Source organism: Agromyces ramosus (genome assembly GCF_004216665.1).
Classification (GTDB): domain Bacteria; phylum Actinomycetota; class Actinomycetes; order Actinomycetales; family Microbacteriaceae; genus Agromyces; species Agromyces ramosus.
Genome location: NZ_SGWY01000003.1, coordinates 696,980 through 717,936 on the forward strand (window position 1 = coordinate 696,980; position 20,957 = coordinate 717,936).

The following is a 20,957-nucleotide window of genomic DNA, read 5'->3' on the forward strand; positions in this document are numbered from 1 at the left end:
CGGTCATTGCGTTCCTCCCGGCGCGTCGTGCGCCACTTCGGCGCAATGTGCGCCGATACGACTGGAGCAGAGCTGCACGAAGTGGCGCAGCGGTGGGGTGGGGATGGCGGCAGCATGCCTCATGGGGCATCCCACAGGTAGAAGCCCTCGCCGGTCTTGCGGCCGAGCTTGCCCTCGGCCACCATGCGGCGCAGCAGGGCCGGTGGCGCGAACCGCTCGCCGAGCGTGCTCGAGAGGTACTCGGCGATGCCGAGCCGCACGTCGAGCCCGACGATGTCGGTGAGTCGCAACGGCCCGACCGGATGCTTGTAGCCGAGCGTCATGGCCGCATCGATGTCCTCCGCCGATGCGACGCCGTCTTCGAGCATGCGGATCGCCTCGAGGCCGAGCGCGACGCCGAGCCGCGAGGACGCGAACCCCGGGGCATCCGCGACGACGATGGGGGTCTTGCCGATCGCGTGCACCCATTCGCGGGCCTCGGCGACGAGGGTGCCGTCCGACGCGTCGCCGTGCACGATCTCGACGAGCGCCGAGGCGGGCACCGGGTTGAAGAAGTGCATGCCGAGGAAGCGGTCGGGCCGGTCGAGCAGCGCCGCGAGCTGGTCGATCGAGATCGACGACGTGTTCGACGCGAGCGCGGCCGCCGGCGGCAGCACGGCCTCGACGCGGGTGAGGGCGTCGATCTTCAGCTCGAGGTCCTCGGGCACCGCCTCGACGACGAGCCCGCAGCCGGCGAAGTCGCCGACGTCGGTGCTGGTGGCGAAGCGTGCGGCGATGGCGGACTCGTCGTCGTCGGCGGTGCCGCGTGCGACGGATACCGCCACGGACTCGAGCACGCGCGCCGACGCCGCCGCGGCGGCATCCGCATCGCGCTCGACCACCGTCACGCGGGACCCGGCGAGCAGGAACGCGTGCGCGATGCCCGCGCCCATGCGTCCGCCGCCGAGGACGCCGACGTCGGAGGGGGCACCGGTCGAGGTCTCGCTCACGTGGTCTTCCTCTCGAGGAACTCGGTCATGCGTCGGAACTTCTCGGGGCTCTCGAAGAGCGCCGCCTGGGCCTCGAGGTCGACCGCGGGGTGCTCGTCGCGCGGCGCCCGGAATACGCGCTTGGTCGCGATGGTGGCGGCACGGTCGTTGCGGGCGATGCGATCGGCGATCGCGTGGGCGGCGGGCAGGAGTTCGTCGGCGGGGTGGAGCTCACTGACGAGGCCGATGGCGCGCGCCTCGTCGGCGCCGATCGCCCGTCCGGTGAGCAGCAGCTCGATCGCACGCGCCTCTCCCACGATCTCCCGTAGGCGCCAGCTCGCGCCGGCGGCGGCGATGATGCCGAGCCCGGTCTCGGGGTTGCCGATGCGCAGGCGCGGCGTCGCGATGCGGATGTCGGCGGCGTACGCGAGCTCCGCGCCACCGCCGAGCGCATACCCGTCGAGCGCGGCGATCACGGGCATCGGCAGGTCGGCCACGCGGATGAACGCGTTCGCGTTGATGCCCCGGCGCGCGTCATCCGCCCGCCGTTCGCGCAGCTCGGCGATGTCGGCGCCCGAGGCGAAGGCGCCGCCCGCGCCCGTGAGGATCAGGATGCGCGGGATGGCCTCGAGTTCCGCGCAGAGCACGTGCAGCGCGTCGATCGTGGCCTGGTCGATGGCGTTCTTCCGCTCGGGGCGGTTCAGCGTGGCGACCACGCGGTCGTCGAACCGCTCGATGCGCAGGGGGCCGTCAGCCCCCGGCTGCTCGGGTCCGCCCGCCATCAGGCGCGCTCCACGATGAGGGCGGTGCCCTGGCCGACGCCGACGCACATGGTGGCGAGGCCGTAACGGGAGCCCTCGCGCTCCATGCGGCCGAGCAAGGTCACGACGAGGCGAGAGCCGGATGAGCCGAGCGGATGCCCCAGGGCGATCGCCCCGCCATCGGCGTTGACCCGCGCGGGGTCGAGGCCGAGCCGGCGGATGCAGGCGAGCGACTGCGTGGCGAAGGCCTCGTTGAGCTCGACGGAGCCGATCTCGTCGAGGTCGAGTCCGGCTCGCTCGAGGGCCTTCTCGGTGGCCGGCACGGGGCCGAGGCCCATGATCTCGGGAGCGAGCCCGGCGCTCGTGCCGACGACGACCCGTGCGCGCGGCGTGAGTCCCAGTCGCTCGACGGCCGCGCCGCTCGCGACGAGGATCGCGGACGCGCCGTCGTTCAGCGCACTGGAGTTGCCCGCCGTCACGACCGAGCCGCCCGCGACGACGGGTCGGAGGCCGGCGAGCACCTCGAGGGTCGTCTCGGGGCGCGGCCCCTCGTCGACGAGCACCTCGCCGCGGTGCGTGGGCACGCCCACGATCTCGGCGTCGAATCGCCCGGCGGCGATCGCCGCGGCGGCGCGCTGCTGGCTTCGCAGCGCGAAGGCGTCGGCGTCCTCGCGGGTGATCCCGTCGACCCGGGCGACCTCCTCGGCCGTCTCGGGCATCGCAAACGTGGCCTTGTCGCGGGCCAGCAGCTCGGGGTTCGGGAACCGCCAGCCGATCGATGTGTCGTAGGCGGCGCCGGGACGCGCCCACGGCTTGTCGGGCTTCGCCTGCACCCACGGCGCGCGGGTCATCGACTCGACGCCGCCGGCGATGATCAGGTCGGCGTCGCCCGCCCGGATCGCCTGCGCGGCCATCGTGATGGCGGACATGCCCGAGGCGCAGAGCCGGTTCAGGGTGACGCCGGGCACCTCGTCGGGCAGCCCGGCGAGCAGCACCGACATGCGGGCGACGTTGCGGTTGTCCTCGCCGGCCTGGTTCGCGGCGCCGAGGATGACCTCGTCGATGGCGCCGAGCTCACCCGCGGTGTCGAGGCCGACGCGACGCACGAGCTCACCCACGACGAGGGCGGCGAGGTCGTCGGGTCGCACGCTCGCGAGGGCGCCGCCGTAGCGTCCGACCGGCGTGCGCACGCCGCCGACGAGGTAGGCCTCAGCCATGTTCTCTCCTGACCGCACTGTCTCGGATGGACGCCATCGGCCCCAGCGTAGACGCGAAGGGTGCCGGCCTCCCGGCCGGAATTCCCGACCGACCGTTCAGATGGTAATTATGGCAAACGGATGGCCCATGCCGCCACTCGGGCGCACGAAGACGTCGCGACCGGTATCACGAGCGATGGCGGTGCCGGTCGGGCCCGGTGGGCGGATCAGCCCTCGGCGGGGGCCTCAGTCGGGGCCTCTGTGGGGGCAGGAGCAGGAGTGCTCGGCGGCCCGAAGAGCGTCCACTCCCCCGCGATGCAGGAGTAGAACTCCACCGTCTCGGTGTCGATGTAGATGTCGCCGTCGGTCGTGCACGTCTCGGGATCGGGGACGCCGACGCCGAGGCTCACCTGCGTGCCCGGGGCCCCCGGCTCACCCTGCTCGCCCTGCTCGCCCTGATCGCCCTGGGCCCCCTGCTCGCCCTGCGCTCCGGCCGCGCCCTCGGGACCCGTCGCACCGGTGAGGTTCTCGGCCGCCGAGGTGCGGATGTTGCCGACGAGCGTCCACTCGCCGTCCTGGAACAGGTAGACGTCGGAGTTGGAGATGTCGATGTAGACATCGCCCTCGTAGCCCTTGCCGGCTTCCGGCACTCCGGTGCCGGCACGGACGGCCGACCCCGCTGGAAGGATCTCCGCGAGGGCCTCCTCGTAGGCCGCCTCGTCGATCTCCGCCGACGTGGGCGTCGGCGTCGCGACCGCTTCGGTGGTGTCGGCCGACCGTGCGAGCCATGAGCCGAGGAAGGCGGCGACGAATGACAGGACGACCACGCCGACGCCGACCCAGAGGAGCATGGCCCGGCTGACGGTCGCCGAGTCCTTCGCGGGCGGGGTCGCCGCGGGCGGCGAGGACGATGTCGCCGGGGGAGTGCCCTGCGGGTTGCCGTCGTCGGTCATGTCGTGCCCCTCCACGTCTCGCACTCGACCCGACCGTGCGCACGGAGGGACAGCGCGTCGCGCTCATGCTAGTGGTGCGGACCGGGCAGGGAACAGGCCCCCATCCGATCGGACGAGGGCCTGCTCCTGCGTATCGCCGAGCACGCCTAGGAGGCGCGCTCCTCGGACGGCGCGTCGAACTCGACCTCGACGACGTCGATCGTCTCCGCCTCCTCGATGATCGCGACGGCCTCGGCGACCACGATCTCGGAGGGCATGAGGTCGATCGGGCCGAGGTCGACGAGCATCTCGTCGCCGAGCTGCACGTCCTCGAAGTCCACGTCGATCTCCGCACGGCTGAGCAGGTCGGCGGTGCGGCGCTGGCGGTTGCGCGGGATGAGCGTGACGACGCGTCCGGCCTTGCCGGCGCGGCCCGTGCGGCCGGCGCGGTGCAGGTACGTCTTGTACTCGTCGGGCGCGTCGGCCTGGATCACGAGGTCGATGTCGTCGACGTGGATGCCGCGGGCCGCGACATCCGTGGCGACGAGCACGTTGACCCGACCGCTCGTGAGCTGCTGCAGGTTGCGCGTGCGGCGCGACTGGTTGAGGTCGCCGTGCAGGGAGACGGCACGGATGCCGTAGTCCTCGAGGTGCTCGGCGAGGTCCTCGGCGAAGGCGCGCGTGCGGGCGAAGACGAGGGTCTTGCCGTCGCGGTTCGCGAGCTGGGCGACGATGTCGCGCTTCTCGTGGTTGCCGATGACGAACACGCGGTGCTCGATGGTCGAGGAGGCCTGGTCCTCACCGGCGACCTCGTGCACCGCCGGGTCGTCGAGGAACTCCTCGACGAGCGTGGCGACGCCCTGGTCGAGGGTCGCCGAGAAGAGCAGCCGCTGGCCGCCCTCGGCGGTGTGGCGGATGATGCGCTGGACGGGCTCGAGGAACCCGAGGTCGCACATGTGGTCGGCCTCGTCGATCACGGTGACGACGACCTCCGAGAGGTCGAGGCGGCGCTGCTCGATGAGGTCCTCGATGCGGCCGGGCGTGCCGATCACGATGTCGACGCCGCGCTGGAGCGCGCCGACCTGGCGGTGCTGCGGGACGCCGCCGTAGATCTGCGTCGTGAAGAGCCCGACGCTCTGCGCGATGGGCTGCACCGTGCGGTCGATCTGCAGGGCGAGCTCGCGGGTGGGGGCGAGGATGAGCGCGCGGGGCTTGCGACCCATCTGGCGCTTCCCGCCGGCCTTGCCCGACTCGGCCCAGAGCGTCATCAGTCGCTCGACCGTGGGCGCGCCGAACGCGATGGTCTTGCCCGAACCGGTCTTGCCGCGGCCGAGGACGTCGCGGCCCTCGAGCACGACCGGGATCGTCGCCGCCTGGATCGGGAACGGCGACTCGGCGCCGAGCTCCTTGAGCGCGCGCACGACGTTGCCGCCGAGCCCGAGGTCGGCGAAGCTCACGCCGTCGACCGCGTCGGCCTGGATGGCCTCCGCCTCGAGGCGCTCGAGCACCACGTCGTCGGCCGGCGTGAAGCGCGAGCCGCTCTCCTTCGACGGGTAGAAGCTCGACGGACGGCGTCCCGACTCCTGGAAGCCGGGACGCTGGACGTCACGGCGGGGGGCGCGGTCGGAGCGGTCGAACGAACGCGCGGGGCGGTCGGAGCGGTCGAACGAACGCGCGGGGCGGTCGTCGCGATCGCGGCGGGGCGCACGGTCGTCGCGGTCGAACGAACGCGCCGGGCGGTCGGATCGATCCGAACGGTCGAACGAACGCGCGGGGCGGTCGTCGCGGTCACGCCGGGGCGCACGGTCGTCGCGGTCGTACGAACGCGCCGGACGGTCGGATCGATCCGAACGGTCGAACGAACGCGCGGGGCGCTCCGAACGGTCGAACGAACGCGCGGGGCGCTCGTCGCGGTCACGGCGGGGCGCACGGTCATCGCGGTCGTACGAACGAGCCGGACGGTCCTCGCGGTAGTGCGGGCGGGCCGGGCGCTCGTCGCGGTCGCGGCGGGGCGCACGGTCGTCGCGGTCGTACGAACGGGCGGGGCGGTCGTCGCGATCGCGGCGCGGCGCGCGGTCGTCACGGTCGAAGGTGCGGCCACCGCGGTCGCCACGGTCGTACGAGCGGGGCGCGCGGTCGTCGCGCTCGAAGCGGCGGGCGCCTCGCTCGCCGTCGTTGCGGGCCTCACGGGGCGCGCGGTCGTCGCGGCTCTCGCGGTCCGCGCGGTGCGGCGTGCGGCCGGATGCGACGCGCTCCTCGCTCGACCAGCGGGCCTTGCGCGGGGCATCCGCCTCTTCGGGGCGGTAGCCGCGGTGGCCGGCGCTGCGCGAGCCGGGCTTGGACGATCCGGCACGGGCCGGGCCGCCCTTCGAGCCGCCCCTCGCGTACGACGGATCGAAGTTCTTGGCCGGTCGTCCGCCGGCGGGCTTCTTGTTCTTGGGCATGGTGGTGACTTCCTGGGTTGTACTGCAGTACATGGCAGGCCCGCCGGGCGCGCGAGCGCACAGCAGGTCTGAGAACCCGGAACATCGTCGACCGGGGCCGTTCACATACGGTGACTATCCGGGGCCGAACGCCCCGGAACCGGCCCTTTGGACTCACAAACCCATCCGCGCACGGCGCGGTGTCCAGAACCGACTCGGCCACGATACCGGAAACCGGCTGGGAAAGTGCCGCGGAGTCGCCCCGACCGCGGCGCGGCGCGTCGGAGGGCGGTCGCCGGCCCGCACCTATCGGTTGGCCGCGCCGGATGCAACCGGCTGACGCCGGCCGGGCACGGGCGTAGCGTCGCAGAACTCGTGACGCAGTCCATGCGCCCGACCGAAGGAGGCGGCGATGACCGACCCGAACCTGCCCGACCCGAACGCGCCCGGTACTGATCCGGTGGTGCCCGAGCCCCGCGAGCCGGGTCCGGCCGGCCCCGACGAGCCGCTGGCGCCCTACCCGGTCGAGCCGGCCGCGCCGAATCCCGCCGAGCCGCTCGCGCCGAACCCGCCCGAGGCGCCGGAGCCGATGCTGCCCTCGTCGCCCGACCCGCTCTGACGCGCGGCGAGCACGGGCGTGGCGACCGCATCGACCGGGTGAGCCGGCCGCCGGGCGCGGGGGAATGAGTCGATTCCGCTTCCGACTTTGACGCGGGACTCCTTCGGGTTAGCATCGCTCCACCCCTGAACCCGGAGCCCGGTGTGACCTCGACCCGAATCGCAGGCGGCTCCGGCTTCCGCGCCAGGCGGATCGCCTTCGCCGCGCTGGCCGCCCTCGCGGCCGTCGTCGGCGTGGTCGCGCTCTCCGGCTTCCACACGCAGCTGCGCGAGATCGACCCATCGGGTCCGGATGCGGCGAGCGAGGTCGCGAGCACCGAGATGATCGGCATCCGCACGTTCGCCGCGCCGACCGGCCTCGACGTGGCGGAGGACCTCGAGTACGGCACCCGCGAGGACGGCACGCTGCTCACCCTCGACGTGTGCAGCCCGGCACCCGACGCGCTCGTCGCCGTGCGACCCGCCGTCGTGTCGATCCACGGCGGCAGCTGGTCTCGCGGCGACAAGGCGAACGCCGACTGGCGCAACGTGTGCCTGTGGCTCGCGAGCGAGGGCTTCGTCGCGGCATCCGTGAACTACCGGCTCGTGCCCGACGTGCGGTTCCCGGCGGCCATCGACGATGTCGCGCTCGCCGTGGAATGGCTGCGCGCGCCCGAGCAGGTCGAGCGCTTCGGCATCGATCCCACTCGGATCGGCGCGTTCGGCGGGTCGGCGGGTGGCAACCTCGCGTCGCTGCTCGGCACCTCGGGCGATGGTCCGCTCGACGAGGGCGTGCGCGTCGCGGCCGTCGCCGAGCTCTCCGGGCCGGTCGGGCTGGGCGCGGCCGAACTCGCGGCCGACGGCGCCTCGCCCTGGCTGCGCGGCATCATCGCCGAGTACCTCGGCTGCGAGCCCGGCGCCGGCATCGACGCGTGTCCGCAGCAGGCGGATGCGTCGCCGGCCACTCGGGTCGACCCGAGCGACCCGCCGTTCTTCATCGGCCACTCCGAGCAGGAGGTCGTGCCGGTCGGGCAGTCGCAGCGGTTCGCCGCGACCCTCGGCGCGGCCGGCGTGCCGGTCGAGGTGGCGATCGTGCCGGGCGCGGAGCACTCCATCGGCATCCTCGACGAACCGCTCCGGGCGCGCGTCGCCGCGTTCCTGCACGCGTATCTCGGCTGATCGGTCGCGGCAACCCCTGACGCGGCCGGGCGGGCCCCCGTAGGCTCGGCACACCCACCGATCCCCGGAGGCGCCATGTCACGCACCGACTCCCCCGCGACGCGGTCCGAGTCGCAGGGAGCCCGCACGGAACCGGCGGGCACCGGGACGGACAACCCCGCCAGGATGTCGCACGACGACTGGCGGGTCATCCTCACCCGCACGGTGCACGAGTGCCGCATCAACCAGGTGCAGGACATCGCCTCGGCGCTCACGTACTACGCCGTGCTCGCCACGTTCCCCGCCCTGCTCGCGATCCTCGCCGCCCTCGGCATCTTCGGCAGTGCGGAGGCGGTGACCGAGGACGTGCTGCGGGTGATCGAGGACCTCGGCGGCTCGACGGTCATCGACCCGCTGCGGGAGGCGATCGCGCAACTGCTCGACGCCTCGCAGGCCGCGACCGCGTTCATCGTCGGGCTCGTCGTCGCGCTCTGGGCCGCCTCCGGCTACGTCGGCGCCTTCGGTCGCGGCATGAACCGCATCTACGAGGTGGAGGAGGGGCGCCCGTTCTGGCGCATGCGGCCGGCGATGCTGGGCGTGTCGGCCGTGCTCCTCGTCATGGCGACGATCGCCGGGTTGACGATCGTCCTCACGGGCCCCGTCGCCGAGTCGGCCGCGAGGGTGCTCGGCCTCGACGAGGGCGTGGTGTTCTGGTGGGACCTCGCCAAGCTGCCCCTGCTCGCCGCCATCGCGATCTTCGTGATCGCCCTGCTCTACTGGGCGGCGCCCAACGTGAAGCGCCGCAACCTCCGGTGGTTCAGCGTGGGCGCGGTCGCCGCGCTGATGGCCTGGATGGTCGCGACCGCCCTGTTCGGCGGCTACGCCCTGGGTCTCGGCAGCTACGAGCGCACGTACGGCGTGCTCGGCGCGGCGGTCGCGTTCCTGCTCTGGATCTGGCTCTCGAACCTCGCCGTGCTGTTCGGGGCCGTGCTCGACACGGAGGTGGAGCGGGCGCGGCAGCTCCGCGCGGGGATCGCCGCCGAGGACCGGGTGCAGCTGCCCCTGCGCGACGACCGGCTCATCGACAAGAACCGCGAACAGCGGGCGCGCGACTTCCGCGCGTCGGCGGCGATGCGCCCGGATACGGCCGTCGACGGGCTGGTGTCGTCCGCCGACGTCCGCCCGCCGGACTGACCCTTCCTCCCCAACCGCCCCTACCGCGGTACGGTCGCCGAATCGCTCCGGGGAGGGATGCACGGACGGAGCACCCGTGTCAGGCTGCTGGCACCATGGACGACACCCGGCACACGACCGAACCCCCTCCCGCGCCCGCACCGCCGGCCGCCGCCGGGAGGGCGACGCTCGGAGGAGCGTTCGCCGACGATCGACGCCTGCGTGCCTGGATGTGGGTCGCCACGTCCTTCCTGGCCGTGCTGCTCTTCACCGTCTCGGTGCCGCTCGCGGCGACCCTCTACGGCGTGCACCTGCTCGCCGCGTTCGCCACGAGCCTGGCGATGGCCGGCGCCCTGCCGCTCGCGGTGCGGCTTCCCTGGGTCGCCGCCGCGCTCGCCACGGTCGGGGTGCTCGCGTTCGCCCTGCTCTCGGCGCCGTCCGAAGGCGCGCCCTGGCCGTGGCCGGTCACCACGATCATCGGGCAGGGCGCCCTGGTCATCGTGCTCGGCCTCACGCGCCCGTGGTGGGTGGGATTCGCCGCCTGGCTCGCCGCCGTCGTGGTCACGGCGCCATTCGCGTTCGTCGACGTGGGCGCCGCGGCGAACGTCGTGACCGCCACGGCGGTCACCGCGCTGGCCCTGACGGTGGCGATCCTCATGGCCCAGCGTCGGCTGATCGGCGCCGAGCTCTTCCGCGAGCGGGCGCACTCCGCCTCCGAGCAGCAGCGACGCGTGCTCGTCGAGGAACGCAATCGCATCGCCCGCGAGTTGCACGACGTCGTGGCGCACGGCCTGTCGATCATCCACGTGCAGGCGACGAGCGCACCGTACCGGATCGAGGGCCTGAACGACGGCGCGAAGGCGGAGTTCGCAGAGATCGCGGCATCCGCTCGCTCGGCGATGACCGAGATGCGCCAGCTCCTCGGGGTGCTCCGCAGCGCGGATGCCGCGGCCGAGACCGCCCCGCAGCCGGGCCTCCGCGACCTGCCGACCCTCGTGGCGGCCGTCGAGCGCGCCGGCGTGCCGCTGACCCTCGAGCTCGGCGAGCGACTTCCCGAGGGCGGCCTCGCCGCCACCTCCGCCTATCGCATCGTGCAGGAGGCGCTCAGCAACGTGGTGCGGCACGCGCCCGGCGCGACGACGCATGTCTCGATCGAGGTGCTCGGCGATGACCTGGTCGTCGCGGTGGAGAACGACCCGACGACGGATGCCCTGGGCCCCGACGCCGCGGCCGGCGGTCACGGCCTCGTCGGAATCGGCGAGCGCGCGACGCTCCTCGGCGGGCATGCCGAGTACGGCCCACGACCCGGCGGGGGGTACCGTGTCCTCGCGACCCTGCCGCTCGGGCCGGACGGAGGAACGGCGTGACCATCTCGGTGCTCGTGGCCGACGACCAGGCGATGGTGCGCGCCGGCTTCGCGGCCGTGCTCGCCGCGCAGCCGGGGATCGAGGTCGTCGGGCAGGCGGCCGACGGCGCCGAGGCGGTGGCGCTCGCACGCGACCTGCGACCCGACGTCGTCGTCATGGACGTGCGGATGCCCCGACTCAACGGCATCGAGGCCACCCGTGCCCTGCAGACCCCGCCACGGAGCTCGGACTACGTGCCTCGCGTGCTCATGCTGACGACCTTCGACATCGACGAGTACGTGTACGAGGCGCTGCGCGCGGGCGCCAGCGGCTTCCTGCTGAAGGACGCCACGCCCGAGGAGCTCGTGGCGGCGGTGCGCATCGTCGCGGGCGGCGACGCGCTGCTCGCGCCGAGCGTCACCCGCCGGCTCATCGAGGACTTCGCACGCTCGGGCCCGCCGCCGCGGACCGACAGCACCCGCCTCGCCGAGCTCACCGAACGCGAGCGGGAGGTGCTGACGCTCGTCGGACGGGGCATGTCGAACTCCGAGATCGCCGCCGCCCTGTTCATCGCCGAGCAGACCGTGAAGACGCATGTCAGCAAGGTCCTGCAGAAGCTCGGGCTCCGCGATCGGGTGCACGCGGTGGTGCTCGCCTACGACACGGGCCTCGTCCAGCCGGGCGCGTAGTACCGTCGGCCCGCCCTCCGCCGCCGCGAGCAGTACCGGGGTAGGGGGCGGAACGGCACCGCCGTCCGATGCGGGCGGGGGTGCCGCATCCATACCGTTCCTGATCGTGGGCGGATGGGCCGCCCGGATGGGCCAGGACCATGACCGACACGCTCGCAGGTTCCAGCACGGATGCCGCGGCATCCGCTCGAGGGCGCACGGGCGTCGTGCGCGATCCGAGCATCGATGCGATCCGCATCGTGCTGCTCGTCGCGGTGTTCGCGCTGCACGCGATGATGTGCGGCGTCAGCGTGGGCGCCGCGGGGCCGGTGCTCGAGAACGCGCTCGAGGAGCAGGCCTGGTTCGCGCCGGTCAGCTGGGTCGTGCAGATCATGCCGCTGTTCTTCATCGCCGGCGGCTTCTCGAGCTTCCACCACTGGCGATCGATGCGGGCGCGTGGGGCGACCGCCTCCGACTACGTCCGCGCCCGACTCGAGCGGCTCGTCCGTCCCGCGATCGCGCTCGTGGTGGTCGTCGCGGCAGGACTCGCCGCCCTCTCCCTCGCCGGCCTGCCCGCCGAGCTCGTCGCGACCGCGGGCTTCCGCATCGGCCAGCCGCTCTGGTTCCTCGGCGTGTACGTCGCGGTCTCGGCGCTGGTCCCGGTCATGCTGCGGGCGCACGAGCGCGCTCGGGCGCTGACGCCGCTCGTGCTCGTCGCCGCGGTCGTCGCCGCGGTCGTCGCGGTGGATGTCACGCGCTTCTCGATCGGTGTCGACGCGATCGGGTTCCTCAACCTCCTGCTCGTGTGGCTGCTCGTGCAGCAGCTGGGCTTCCACCTCGCCGACGGGGGCGTCGACGGCCTGGGGCGCGGCGCGCTCGTGGCCCTCGCCGCCGGGGCACTCGCCTTCCTGGCGGTCCTGACCGTCGTCGGGCCCTACCCCGTCGACATGCTCGTCAACCTGAACCCGCCGACGGTGTGCCTGGTCGTGCTCGGCGTCGCGCAGCTCGCCATGTTCCAGCTCGCACGCCCGCGCATCCGCGCCTGGGTCGAGCGAGCGGATGCCTCCCGGTGGATCTCCTCCGTCGGCGAGCGCGCGATGACCGTGTACCTCTGGCACATGCCCGTGCTCATCGTGCTCGCCGGCGTGAGCCTCGTCGCGAACTCGACCGTCGGCATGGCGCTGCCCGAGCCGCTGACGCCCGCCTGGTGGGCGACCCGTCCGATCTGGCTCGCCGTCGCGGCGGCGGCGGTCGTGCCCGTCGTGCTGGCGTTCGGGCGCTTCGAGCGGTCGCGTCGGGCCTCGACCGCGACGGGATCGGCGCGCCGCGGTTCGGTCGGCGCGACCGCGATCGACGCGGCCTGCGGCGTCGCCGGTGTCGCGGTGCTGCTGGTGTCCGGCTTCGGCCCGGTGGCGGCGGGCATCGCGCTCGCGCTGCTGCTGGTGGCGCTGGTCGGCAGCCTCGGGATGGCCCGGGCCGCACGGGCGACGGCGATCGTGGGCATCGTCGCGATCGCCCGGATCGCCGAGTACGCGCGGACCGCGCCGATCGCACCCGCGCGGCCGCGGCATCCGTTACCGCTCTGAAACCACGATGCGGTGGGATGGGGGCATGGCCACTGATCCGATCACCGTGTCGATCCGGCGCGAGGTCGACCCGGCGCACATCGCGGAGGCGACCGCGTGGGTGCAGACCGGCGTGAACCTGGCGAACAAGTACCCGGGCTTCCTCGGCTCGGGGTGGGTGCGCGCCGGGGAGCGTTCGCAGGTGTGGCACATGCTCTACCGCTTCGCGAGCGAGGAGACCCTCGATGCCTGGGAGCGTTCCGCCGAGCGCAGCTGGTGGCTGTCGATGGGCGAGGGGTTCGTGCGCTCCGAGCGCAGTCGGCGACGGACGGGCATCGAGGGCTGGTTCGACGAACCGGCGACCGGATCGGTGCCGGTGGCGGATGCCGCGGGCTCCGGCCCGGGCGACGTCGACCTGCCGCCCGCACCGCCGCGCTGGAAGCAGGCCGTGACGATCTGGCTCGGCTTCTTCCCCGTGAACCTGCTGTTCGCCTACCTCGTCGCGCCCGTGCCCGGCTGGGGCGACCTGCCGATCTGGCTGCGGGCGCTCGCGACCACCCTCGTGCTGACGCCGATCATGACCTACTGGGTGCTGCCGCTCGTCACCCGGACGCTGCGTCGCTGGCTCGCGCCAGCGCGCTGATCGCCGCGGGTCGGGGCGCGGCGCCGGGGCGCGGCGGGGCGCGGCGCCGGCGCGCCGGGGCGCGGCGCGCTCCCCGGTCCGAGCTGGGCGCGGGCCGAGCCCACGCGTCAGCGGATGCCGCCGCTGATGCGCCTCGAAAGCGTCGCCGCCGCCTCGCGCACGCCCTCGACCGCCCGCTGCTGGAGCTCCGGCGCCGCGTCGTCGGGGAACGTGACCGCGATCGCCGCGGCGGGCCAGCCGAGGTGGTCGACCACCGCGGCGCCCGCCGACGCGAGCCCGGTCGTGACCTCGCCGTCCTCGTCGGCCCAGCCCCGCGTGCGCACCTCGGCGAGCACGCGCTTCAATCGCCCGTAGGTCCAGTCGGCGGCATCCGTCGCGCCCGTCTCGCCCTGCGGATGACGCGACGCGAACGCGGCCCGATCGGGATACAGCGCACGGAGCTGCGGCGGCGGCAGCTCGGCGAGCATCGCGCGGCCCGTGGCGGTGAGGTGCGCCGGCAGGCGCACGCCGACGTCGGTCACGAGCGAGGGGCGGCGGGGCGCGCGCTCCTCGACGAGGTAGAGCACGTCGCGCCCGTGCAGCACGGCGAGGTGCCCCGATTCCCCCAGCCGGTCGACGAGCGCCGCCACGAGCGGGCGACCGAGCCGAGCGAGGGGCTGCTGCCGACTGAACCCGCTCGACAGCTCGAACGCGGCGATGCCGAGGCCGTAGCGGCGCTCCTCGGGCAGGTGCACGACGAAGCCGCGCTCCTGCATCACCGCGAGCAGGTGGTACACGGTCGAGCGGGGCAGGGCGAGCGCCTGCGCGATCGTCGCCGCCGGCATCGGTCCGCGCTGCGCCGCGAGATGCGCGAGGATCGCGAGCGCCTGGTCGGCTGCCGGCACCTTCGACCCGGTGTCCGCCCCCGCGCTCGCCCTGGATTCGCCGAGGTGACGCGTGATGCCGGTTCGCGGCGTGGATTCCGACAACTGGCGTCCTCTCGGGGTGGTGGGCGAGTGGGGTTGGTGGCGAGTGGGGTGGGGTGGGGGTGGGGTGGGGGTGGGGTGGGGTGGTGGCGAGTGCGTGGGGGCGGGGTGGGCGAGCAGGCGCGGTGGGCGAGTGCGCGGAGGGAAGTCCCGCCCAGCTTACGCCGCGGCGTCCGGGATCCCGGACGGATGCCGCGGCTGCGCCGTTCCCGCGCGCGCGGCCCCGGTGTGGAATCGGAGGCATGAGCACCATCGCGCCCACCCACCCCACGGCCGTCGCGGCATCCGTCACCGTCGGCATCGGACCGCTGTCGGTCGACGAGGTCGTCGCCGTGGCCCGGCACGGGGCCGCCGTCGAGCTCGACCCCGCAGCCCTCGACGAGGTCGCCGCGAGCCGCGCCATCATCGAGGGGCTCGCCGCCGACCCGGAGCCGCACTACGGCATCTCGACCGGCTTCGGCGCGCTCGCGACCACGTTCATCGCCGACGACCGCCGCGCGCAGCTGCAGGCGAGCCTCGTGCGCTCGCACGCCGCGGGATCGGGCGCCGAGGTCGAGCGGGAGGTGGTGCGCGCCCTCATGCTGCTGCGCCTCTCGACCCTCATGACCGGCCGCACCGGCGTGCGCCGCGAGACCGCCGAGACGTACGCCGCGATCCTGAACGCCGGCATCACGCCGGTCGTGCGCGAGTACGGCTCGCTCGGCTGCTCGGGCGACCTCGCACCGCTCGCCCACTGCGCCCTGGTGGCCATGGGCGAGGGCGAGGTGCGCGACGCCGACGGCGACCTGACGGATGCCGCGAGCGCCCTCGCGGCGGCCGGCATCACGCCCGTGCGCCTCGGCGAGAAGGAGGGCCTCGCCCTCATCAACGGCACCGACGGCATGCTCGGCATGCTCGCCCTCGCCATCGACGACCTCCGGATGCTCCTCACCACCGCCGACGTGGCCGCCGCGATGAGCGTCGAGGGGCTCATGGGCACCGACGCGGTGTTCGCCGCCGACCTGCACGCACTGCGCCCGCAGCGCGGCCAGGCCGTCTCCGCGTCGAACCTGCGCCGGCTGCTCGCCGACTCCCCCATCGTCGCGAGCCACAAGGGTCCCGAGTGCACCCGCGTGCAGGACGCGTACTCGCTGCGCTGCGCCCCGCAGGTGCACGGCGCCGCCCGGGACACGATCGCGCACGCGGCATCCGTCGCCGACGCCGAGCTCGCGAGCGCGGTCGACAACCCGGTGCTCACGCTCGACGGGCGCGTGGAGTCGAACGGCAACTTCCATGGCGCACCGGTCGCCTACGTGCTCGACTTCCTCGCGATCGCGGTGGCGGATGTCGCGTCGATGAGCGAGCGGCGCACCGATCGGTTCCTCGACCGCGCCCGCAACCAGGGCCTGCCGCCGTTCCTCGCGCATGAGGTCGGCGTGGACTCGGGCCTCATGATCGCGCAGTACACCGCGGCCGGCATCGTGTCGGAGCTGAAGCGCCTCGCGGTCCCGGCCTCCGTCGACTCGATCCCGTCGTCGGCCATGCAGGAGGACCACGTGTCGATGGGCTGGGCCGCGGCGCGGAAGCTGCGGCGTGCGATCGACGGCCTCACGCGCGTCCTCGCCATCGAGGTCATGACCGCCGCGCGCGGTCTCGCCCTGCGTGCACCGCTCGTGCCGGGGCCTGCGACCGACGCCGTCGTGGCACTCGCGGCGGGCGTCGGAGCCGTGCCCGGGCCCGACCGATTCCTCTCCCCGGAGATCGAGGCGATCACGGACCTCGTGGGGTCGGGCGCCGTCGCGGCGACCGCCTCGGAGGTTGCCGGCCGCCTCGACTGAGCGCGCGACCGTCGTCCGAGGCGGTCCGCCGAGGCCGACGCACGGCTGCGGCCGATGCGGACCGGGCGGGCCCTGTACCCCGAACGGGGCCGATTCGCAACCGGGGAGGGGTGTTGTCTCCCTTCCACGAGCCTGTCAGACTGGACGGGATCGGCTCGCCAGCCGGCACCCGAACGGAACCACATGAGCCCGACCTGCAACGACCTCGGCCAAGAACGCCCGTGGTACTCACGGAGCGCCCGGCGTAGTGGCGTCGTCCTCGCCACCGCGACGATCGCGGTCGTGTTCAGCATCGCCGGGGTGACCCCTGCGTACGCCGAGGAACCGGTTCCGCCCGAGACGACCGACTCGTCGACGACCGAGACCACGGAGCCCGCGCCGGCGCCCACCGAGGAGCCCGCCCCGGCGCCCACCGAGGAGCCAGCGCCGGCGCCCACGGAGGAGCCCGCGCCGAGCCCCGAGCCGACGCCGGAGCCCACCCCCGAGCCGACGCCGACGCCGACGCCGGAGCCCACCCCCACCCCGACGCCCGAGCCGACACCGACGCCCGAGCCGACACCGACGCCCTCGCCCGAGCCGACCCCCAGCCCCGAGCCGACGCCGTCACCCGACCCGACCGAGCCGCCGGCCACCGGCGCACCGACGTCGTCGCCGACGCAGTCTCCGACCTTCACCAGCACCACCCGGTCCACGCGCCTGGCCACGTCCACCTCGACCGGCGCCGGCACCACCGGCAGCACCGGTGTCCTGAGCGCCGCCGTCTCCGCGGCGCGCCTGAATGTCGAGCGCGCGACGACCGAGCTGCGCGAGGCGGAAGCCGCGCTCGCCGATGCCCGCTCCACGCGCGAGGTCGCGCGAACCGTCGCCGAGCGGATGCAGCGGCTCGCCGATGAGGCACTGGAGGACGCCGACGCGGCCGGCCGCGTGTACCTCGCGGCCGCGCACGGCGACGGAGCGACCATCTCCTCGATGCCCGCCGTCTTCGGTGCGGGCAGCGACCTGCTCGCCGGGCTCGGCGGAGTCGCCCGCGTCGCGCAGATCGCCGGCGACGCCGATGAGCTCCTCGCCATCGCCGAACAGCGCACCGAGGAGGCCGCAGCGGCCCAGGAGCGAGCGGATGCCGCATGGGCAGCCGTCGACGCGGTGCCGGTCGAAGCCCTCGAAGACGAGGTCGCGAACGCGGAGCAGGCCCTGGAGGACGCGCGACAGGAACTCGCCGACGCGCAGGCCGACGTGTCGGCGCAGAGCAGGCTCGCGTCGAGCAGCGTGTCGCTGATCGCGACGCTGCCGGCCGACGCCGGACAGCTGAGCGACCAGGGCTGGGCACTTCCGGTCGCCGGCCGGATCAGCGACGGGTTCGGACCGCGTCCCGTGAAGCCGCTCGCCGGGGTCAACGACTTCCACCGCGGCACCGACCTCGCGGCCGCCTGCGAGACGCCGGTGTACGCGGCGACCGACGGCGTCGTCGTCGAGGCCGCACCGAACGGGAGCCTCGGCAACTGGATCCTGATCGAGCACGGCTCGGGCGTGGAGACCGGCTACGCGCACCTCGCCGCGGGCGGCACGTTCGTCGCCGCGGGCGAGTCGGTCGCCGCCGGGCAGCTCATCGGCGCGGTGGGCAGCACCGGCGCCTCCACGGGTTGCCACCTCCACTTCGAGGTGCACCTCGATGGGGTCGCGGTGAACGCGGTGCCGTTCATGGCGGCGCGCGGCATCGGGCTCGGCTGAGCCCACCGGTCTGGGATCCCGGACGCCAGCGCCGCCGCATCCGTTGTCGCCGATTGCCGCGTGCGGTGTGATCGAGGCATGACCGACGCACCCACCGCTCCCGCGCGCACCGTCCGCGCCGCGCGCGGCACCGAGCTCACCGCGAAGAGCTGGCAGACCGAGGCGCCCCTGCGCATGCTCATGAACAACCTGGACCCCGAGGTCGCCGAACGCCCCGAGGACCTCATCGTCTACGGCGGCACGGGCAAGGCCGCCCGCAACTGGGAGGCGTTCGACGCGATCGTCCGCACGCTCGAGGACCTCGAGGCCGACGAGACGCTGCTCGTGCAGTCGGGCAAGCCGGTCGGCGTGTTCCGCACCCACGAGTGGGCGCCCCGCGTGCTCATCGCCAACTCGAACCTCGTGGGCGACTGGGCGACGTGGCCCGAGTTCCGCCGCCTCGAGCAGCTCGGCCTCACGATGTACGGCCAGATGACCGCGGGCTCGTGGATCTACATCGGCACGCAGGGCATCCTGCAGGGCACGTACGAGACCTTCGGCGCGATCGCCCGCGCCAGGTTCGGCGGCAGCCTGGCCGGCACGCTGACGCTGACGGGCGGCTGCGGCGGCATGGGCGGCGCCCAGCCGCTCGCGGTCACCATGAACGAGGGCGTGGTGCTCATCGTCGACGTGGATGCCACGCGCCTGCAGCGCCGCGTCGAGCACGGCTACCTCGACGAGATGACCGACGACCTCGACGACGCCGTCGCCCGCGTGCTCGCGGCCAAGGAGGCGCGTACCCCGCTCAGCGTCGGCCTCGTCGGCAACGCCGCGACCGTGTTCCCCGAGGTGCTCGGCCGGGGCGTCGCGATCGACATCGTCACCGACCAGACGAGCGCGCACGACCCGCTGAGCTACCTGCCCGAGGGCGTCGGCGTGGCCGAGTGGCACGAGCTCGCGGCATCCGACCCCGCGGCCTTCACCGAGCGCGCCCGCGCATCGATGGCCAAGCAGGTGCGGGCGATGGTCGAGTTCCAGGATGCCGGCGCCGAGGTGTTCGACTACGGCAACTCGATCCGCCGCGAGGCCGAGCTCGGCGGCTACGACCGCGCATTCGCGTTCCCCGGCTTCGTGCCGGCCTACATCCGCCCGCTCTTCGCCGAGGGCAAGGGGCCGTTCCGCTGGGCCGCGCTCTCGGGCGACCCGGCCGACATCGCCGCGACCGACCGGGCGATCCTCGAGCTGTTCCCCGACGACCAGCACCTGCGTCGCTGGATCACCCAGGCGGGCGAGAAGGTGCACTTCGAGGGCCTGCCGGCCCGCATCTGCTGGCTCGGCTACCAGGAGCGCCACCTCGCCGGACTGAAGTTCAACGAGATGGTCGCGTCGGGCGAGCTGTCCGCGCCGGTCGTGATCGGCCGCGACCACCTCGACTCGGGGTCGGTGGCGAGCCCGTACCGCGAGACCGAGGCGATGGCCGACGGCTCCGACGCGATCGCCGACTGGCCCCTGCTCAACGCGCTGCTCAACACGGCGTCGGGCGCCACGTGGGTCTCGATCCACCACGGCGGCGGCGTCGGCATCGGCCGCTCGATCCACGCCGGCCAGGTGATCGTCGCCGACGGCACCGACCTCGCCGCCGAGAAGATCGCGCGGGTGCTCGTGAACGACCCCGGCACCGGGGTCATGCGACACGTCGACGCGGGCTACGACCGTGCCGTCGAGGTCGCTCGCGAGCGCGGGCTGCGCGTGCCTATGCTCGACGCATGAGCGACGGCGGGGCAGCGGGACGGATGCTGCTCACGGGCATCGCCGAACTGGTGACGAACGATCCCGCGCCCGGCCGCGACGGCGGACCGCTCGGCATCGTCCGCGACGCCGCGGTGCTCGTGGAGGACGGCCTCGTCACGTGGGTCGGCCCGGCCACGCACGCGACGGAGCGCCTCGCGCCGCGTCACGAGCGCGAGGACCGTCGCGAGGCCGAGGAGCACCGCACGCTCTGGGACGCCGACGTCGAGGTCGTCGACGTGGGCGCCCGCGCGATCATCCCGGGCTTCGTCGACAGCCACACGCACCTGGTGTTCGGCGGCGACCGAGCCGAGGAGTTCGCGGCGCGCATGGCGGGCCGGCGCTACGAGGCCGGCGGCATCCGCTCGACCGTCGCCGCCACCCGCGCGGCGACCGACGACGAGCTGCGCGCCCGGCTCGCCGGCTTCGTCGCCGAGCTGCACTCCCAGGGCACCACGACGTTCGAGGTGAAGTCGGGCTACGGCCTCTCGGTCGCCGACGAGGAGCGCCTGGTGGGGCTCGCCCGGGAGGTGACCGAGGAGGTCACGTTCCTCGGGGCGCACGTCGTGCCGGCCGAGTACGCCGACCGCCCCGACGAGTACGTCGACCTCGTGGTCGGCGAGATGCTCGCCGCGTGCGCACCGCACTCGCGCTGGGTCGACGTGTTCTGCGAGCGGGGGGCGTTCACGCCCGAGCAGTCCCGCCGAGTCCTCCGGGCCGGCGCGGCCGCGGGCCTCGGCGTGCGCGTGCACGGCAACCAGCTCGGCGAGGGCGGCGGGGTCGGCCTCGCGGTCGAGCTCGGCGCGGCTTCCGTCGACCACTGCACCTACCTCAGCGACGCGGATGTCGCCGCGCTCGCGGCATCCGACACGGTCGCGACCCTGCTGCCCGGGGTCGAGTTCTCGACCCGCCAGCCCTATCCCGACGCGCGCCGCCTCATCGACGCGGGCGTGACCGTGGCGCTCGCGAGCGACTGCAACCCGGGGTCGAGCTTCACGAGCTCGATGCCGTTCTGCATCGCCGTCGCGGTGCGCGACATGGGGATGACACCGGCCGAGGCGGTGTGGGCGTCGACCGCGGGCGGTGCCGTCGCGCTCCGCCGCACGGATGTCGGAGCGGTGCGCCCCGGCGCACGGGCCGACCTCCTGCTGCTCGACGCCCCGAGCCACGTGCACCTCGCCTACCGTCCTGGCGTGCCGCTCGTCGCGCGGGTGTGGAAGGACGGGGCGGCCATCGCCTGACGCGTGTGC

At 73.9% G+C, this 20,957-nt stretch carries 17 protein-coding genes; 11 read left to right on the plus strand and 6 right to left on the minus strand.

The window, feature by feature from the left end:
* Positions 1 to 119 precede the first annotated feature (119 nt).
* From EV187_RS15190 to EV187_RS15210, 5 genes are all read right to left on the minus strand, one after another.
* Complete coding sequence (locus tag EV187_RS15190; protein ID WP_130353877.1) at positions 120 to 989, minus strand: 3-hydroxyacyl-CoA dehydrogenase family protein; 870 nt, start codon at positions 987 to 989, stop codon at positions 120 to 122.
* Positions 986 to 1,750 (minus strand): enoyl-CoA hydratase/isomerase family protein, encoded by a 765-nt coding sequence (locus EV187_RS15195; protein WP_130353878.1) that lies wholly within the window; start codon positions 1,748 to 1,750, stop codon positions 986 to 988. The genes EV187_RS15190 and EV187_RS15195 overlap by 4 nt, the downstream gene beginning before the upstream one ends.
* Positions 1,750 to 2,946, minus strand: a complete 1,197-nt coding sequence (locus tag EV187_RS15200) for an acetyl-CoA C-acyltransferase (RefSeq protein WP_130353879.1) — start codon at positions 2,944 to 2,946, stop codon at positions 1,750 to 1,752. Before EV187_RS15200 ends, EV187_RS15195 begins: the two co-directional genes overlap by 1 nt.
* A gap of 206 nt (positions 2,947 to 3,152) precedes the next feature.
* Entirely contained in the window at positions 3,153 to 3,878 is a 726-nt protein-coding gene (locus EV187_RS18425; RefSeq protein WP_165391222.1) for a collagen-like triple helix repeat-containing protein, read from the minus strand.
* A 146-nt stretch (positions 3,879 to 4,024) separates the two neighbouring features.
* On the minus strand, positions 4,025 to 6,301 hold the full coding sequence (locus tag EV187_RS15210; RefSeq protein WP_130353881.1) for a DEAD/DEAH box helicase: 2,277 nt from the start codon (positions 6,299 to 6,301) through the stop codon (positions 4,025 to 4,027).
* A 391-nt stretch (positions 6,302 to 6,692) separates the two neighbouring features.
* Here EV187_RS15210 and EV187_RS15215 point away from each other — a divergent pair, with 391 nt between their 5' ends.
* The 7 genes from EV187_RS15215 to EV187_RS15245 all read left to right on the plus strand — a co-directional run bounded on the left by EV187_RS15215 (position 6,693) and on the right by EV187_RS15245 (position 13,430).
* Positions 6,693 to 6,899, plus strand: a complete 207-nt coding sequence (locus EV187_RS15215) for a hypothetical protein (RefSeq protein ID WP_130353882.1) — start codon at positions 6,693 to 6,695, stop codon at positions 6,897 to 6,899.
* A gap of 143 nt (positions 6,900 to 7,042) precedes the next feature.
* Positions 7,043 to 8,056 (plus strand): alpha/beta hydrolase, encoded by a 1,014-nt coding sequence (locus EV187_RS15220; RefSeq protein ID WP_130353883.1) that lies wholly within the window; start codon positions 7,043 to 7,045, stop codon positions 8,054 to 8,056.
* Between the two features lie 75 nt (positions 8,057 to 8,131).
* Positions 8,132 to 9,229 (plus strand): YihY/virulence factor BrkB family protein, encoded by a 1,098-nt coding sequence (locus EV187_RS15225; RefSeq protein ID WP_130353884.1) that lies wholly within the window; start codon positions 8,132 to 8,134, stop codon positions 9,227 to 9,229.
* Between the two features lie 95 nt (positions 9,230 to 9,324).
* Complete coding sequence (locus tag EV187_RS15230; RefSeq protein WP_130353885.1) at positions 9,325 to 10,575, plus strand: sensor histidine kinase; 1,251 nt, start codon at positions 9,325 to 9,327, stop codon at positions 10,573 to 10,575.
* A complete protein-coding gene (locus EV187_RS15235; RefSeq protein ID WP_130353886.1) occupies positions 10,572 to 11,243 on the plus strand; it encodes a response regulator in 672 nt (223 codons plus the stop codon). The genes EV187_RS15230 and EV187_RS15235 overlap by 4 nt, the downstream gene beginning before the upstream one ends.
* Before the next feature lie 140 nt (positions 11,244 to 11,383).
* Positions 11,384 to 12,808 carry an acyltransferase family protein gene (locus tag EV187_RS15240; protein WP_130353887.1) on the plus strand — a complete coding sequence of 475 codons (1,425 nt, stop codon included), beginning with the start codon at positions 11,384 to 11,386 and terminating at the stop codon, positions 12,806 to 12,808.
* 25 nt (positions 12,809 to 12,833) lie between these two features.
* Complete coding sequence (locus EV187_RS15245; RefSeq protein WP_130353888.1) at positions 12,834 to 13,430, plus strand: antibiotic biosynthesis monooxygenase; 597 nt, start codon at positions 12,834 to 12,836, stop codon at positions 13,428 to 13,430.
* A 107-nt stretch (positions 13,431 to 13,537) separates the two neighbouring features.
* On the opposite strand, the gene EV187_RS15250 is transcribed toward EV187_RS15245, so the two are convergent.
* The gene (locus EV187_RS15250; RefSeq protein WP_242609655.1) at positions 13,538 to 14,371 is read right to left on the minus strand and encodes an IclR family transcriptional regulator; all 834 of its coding nucleotides are present in this window, start codon (positions 14,369 to 14,371) and stop codon (positions 13,538 to 13,540) included.
* A 266-nt stretch (positions 14,372 to 14,637) separates the two neighbouring features.
* Between EV187_RS15250 and hutH the strand changes: the two genes are divergently transcribed.
* From hutH to hutI, 4 genes are all read left to right on the plus strand, one after another.
* Entirely contained in the window at positions 14,638 to 16,212 is a 1,575-nt protein-coding gene (gene hutH, locus EV187_RS15255) for a histidine ammonia-lyase (protein ID WP_130353889.1), read from the plus strand.
* A 183-nt stretch (positions 16,213 to 16,395) separates the two neighbouring features.
* Positions 16,396 to 17,940: a peptidoglycan DD-metalloendopeptidase family protein gene (locus tag EV187_RS15260; RefSeq protein ID WP_130353890.1), complete on the plus strand. Its 1,545-nt coding sequence runs from the start codon at positions 16,396 to 16,398 to the stop codon at positions 17,938 to 17,940.
* Positions 17,941 to 18,018: 78 nt separating this feature from the next.
* The gene (gene hutU, locus EV187_RS15265) at positions 18,019 to 19,689 is read left to right on the plus strand and encodes a urocanate hydratase (RefSeq protein WP_130353891.1); all 1,671 of its coding nucleotides are present in this window, start codon (positions 18,019 to 18,021) and stop codon (positions 19,687 to 19,689) included.
* On the plus strand, positions 19,686 to 20,948 hold the full coding sequence (hutI, locus tag EV187_RS15270; RefSeq protein ID WP_165391223.1) for an imidazolonepropionase: 1,263 nt from the start codon (positions 19,686 to 19,688) through the stop codon (positions 20,946 to 20,948). Before hutU ends, hutI begins: the two co-directional genes overlap by 4 nt.
* The last annotated feature ends 9 nt before the right edge of the window (positions 20,949 to 20,957 follow it).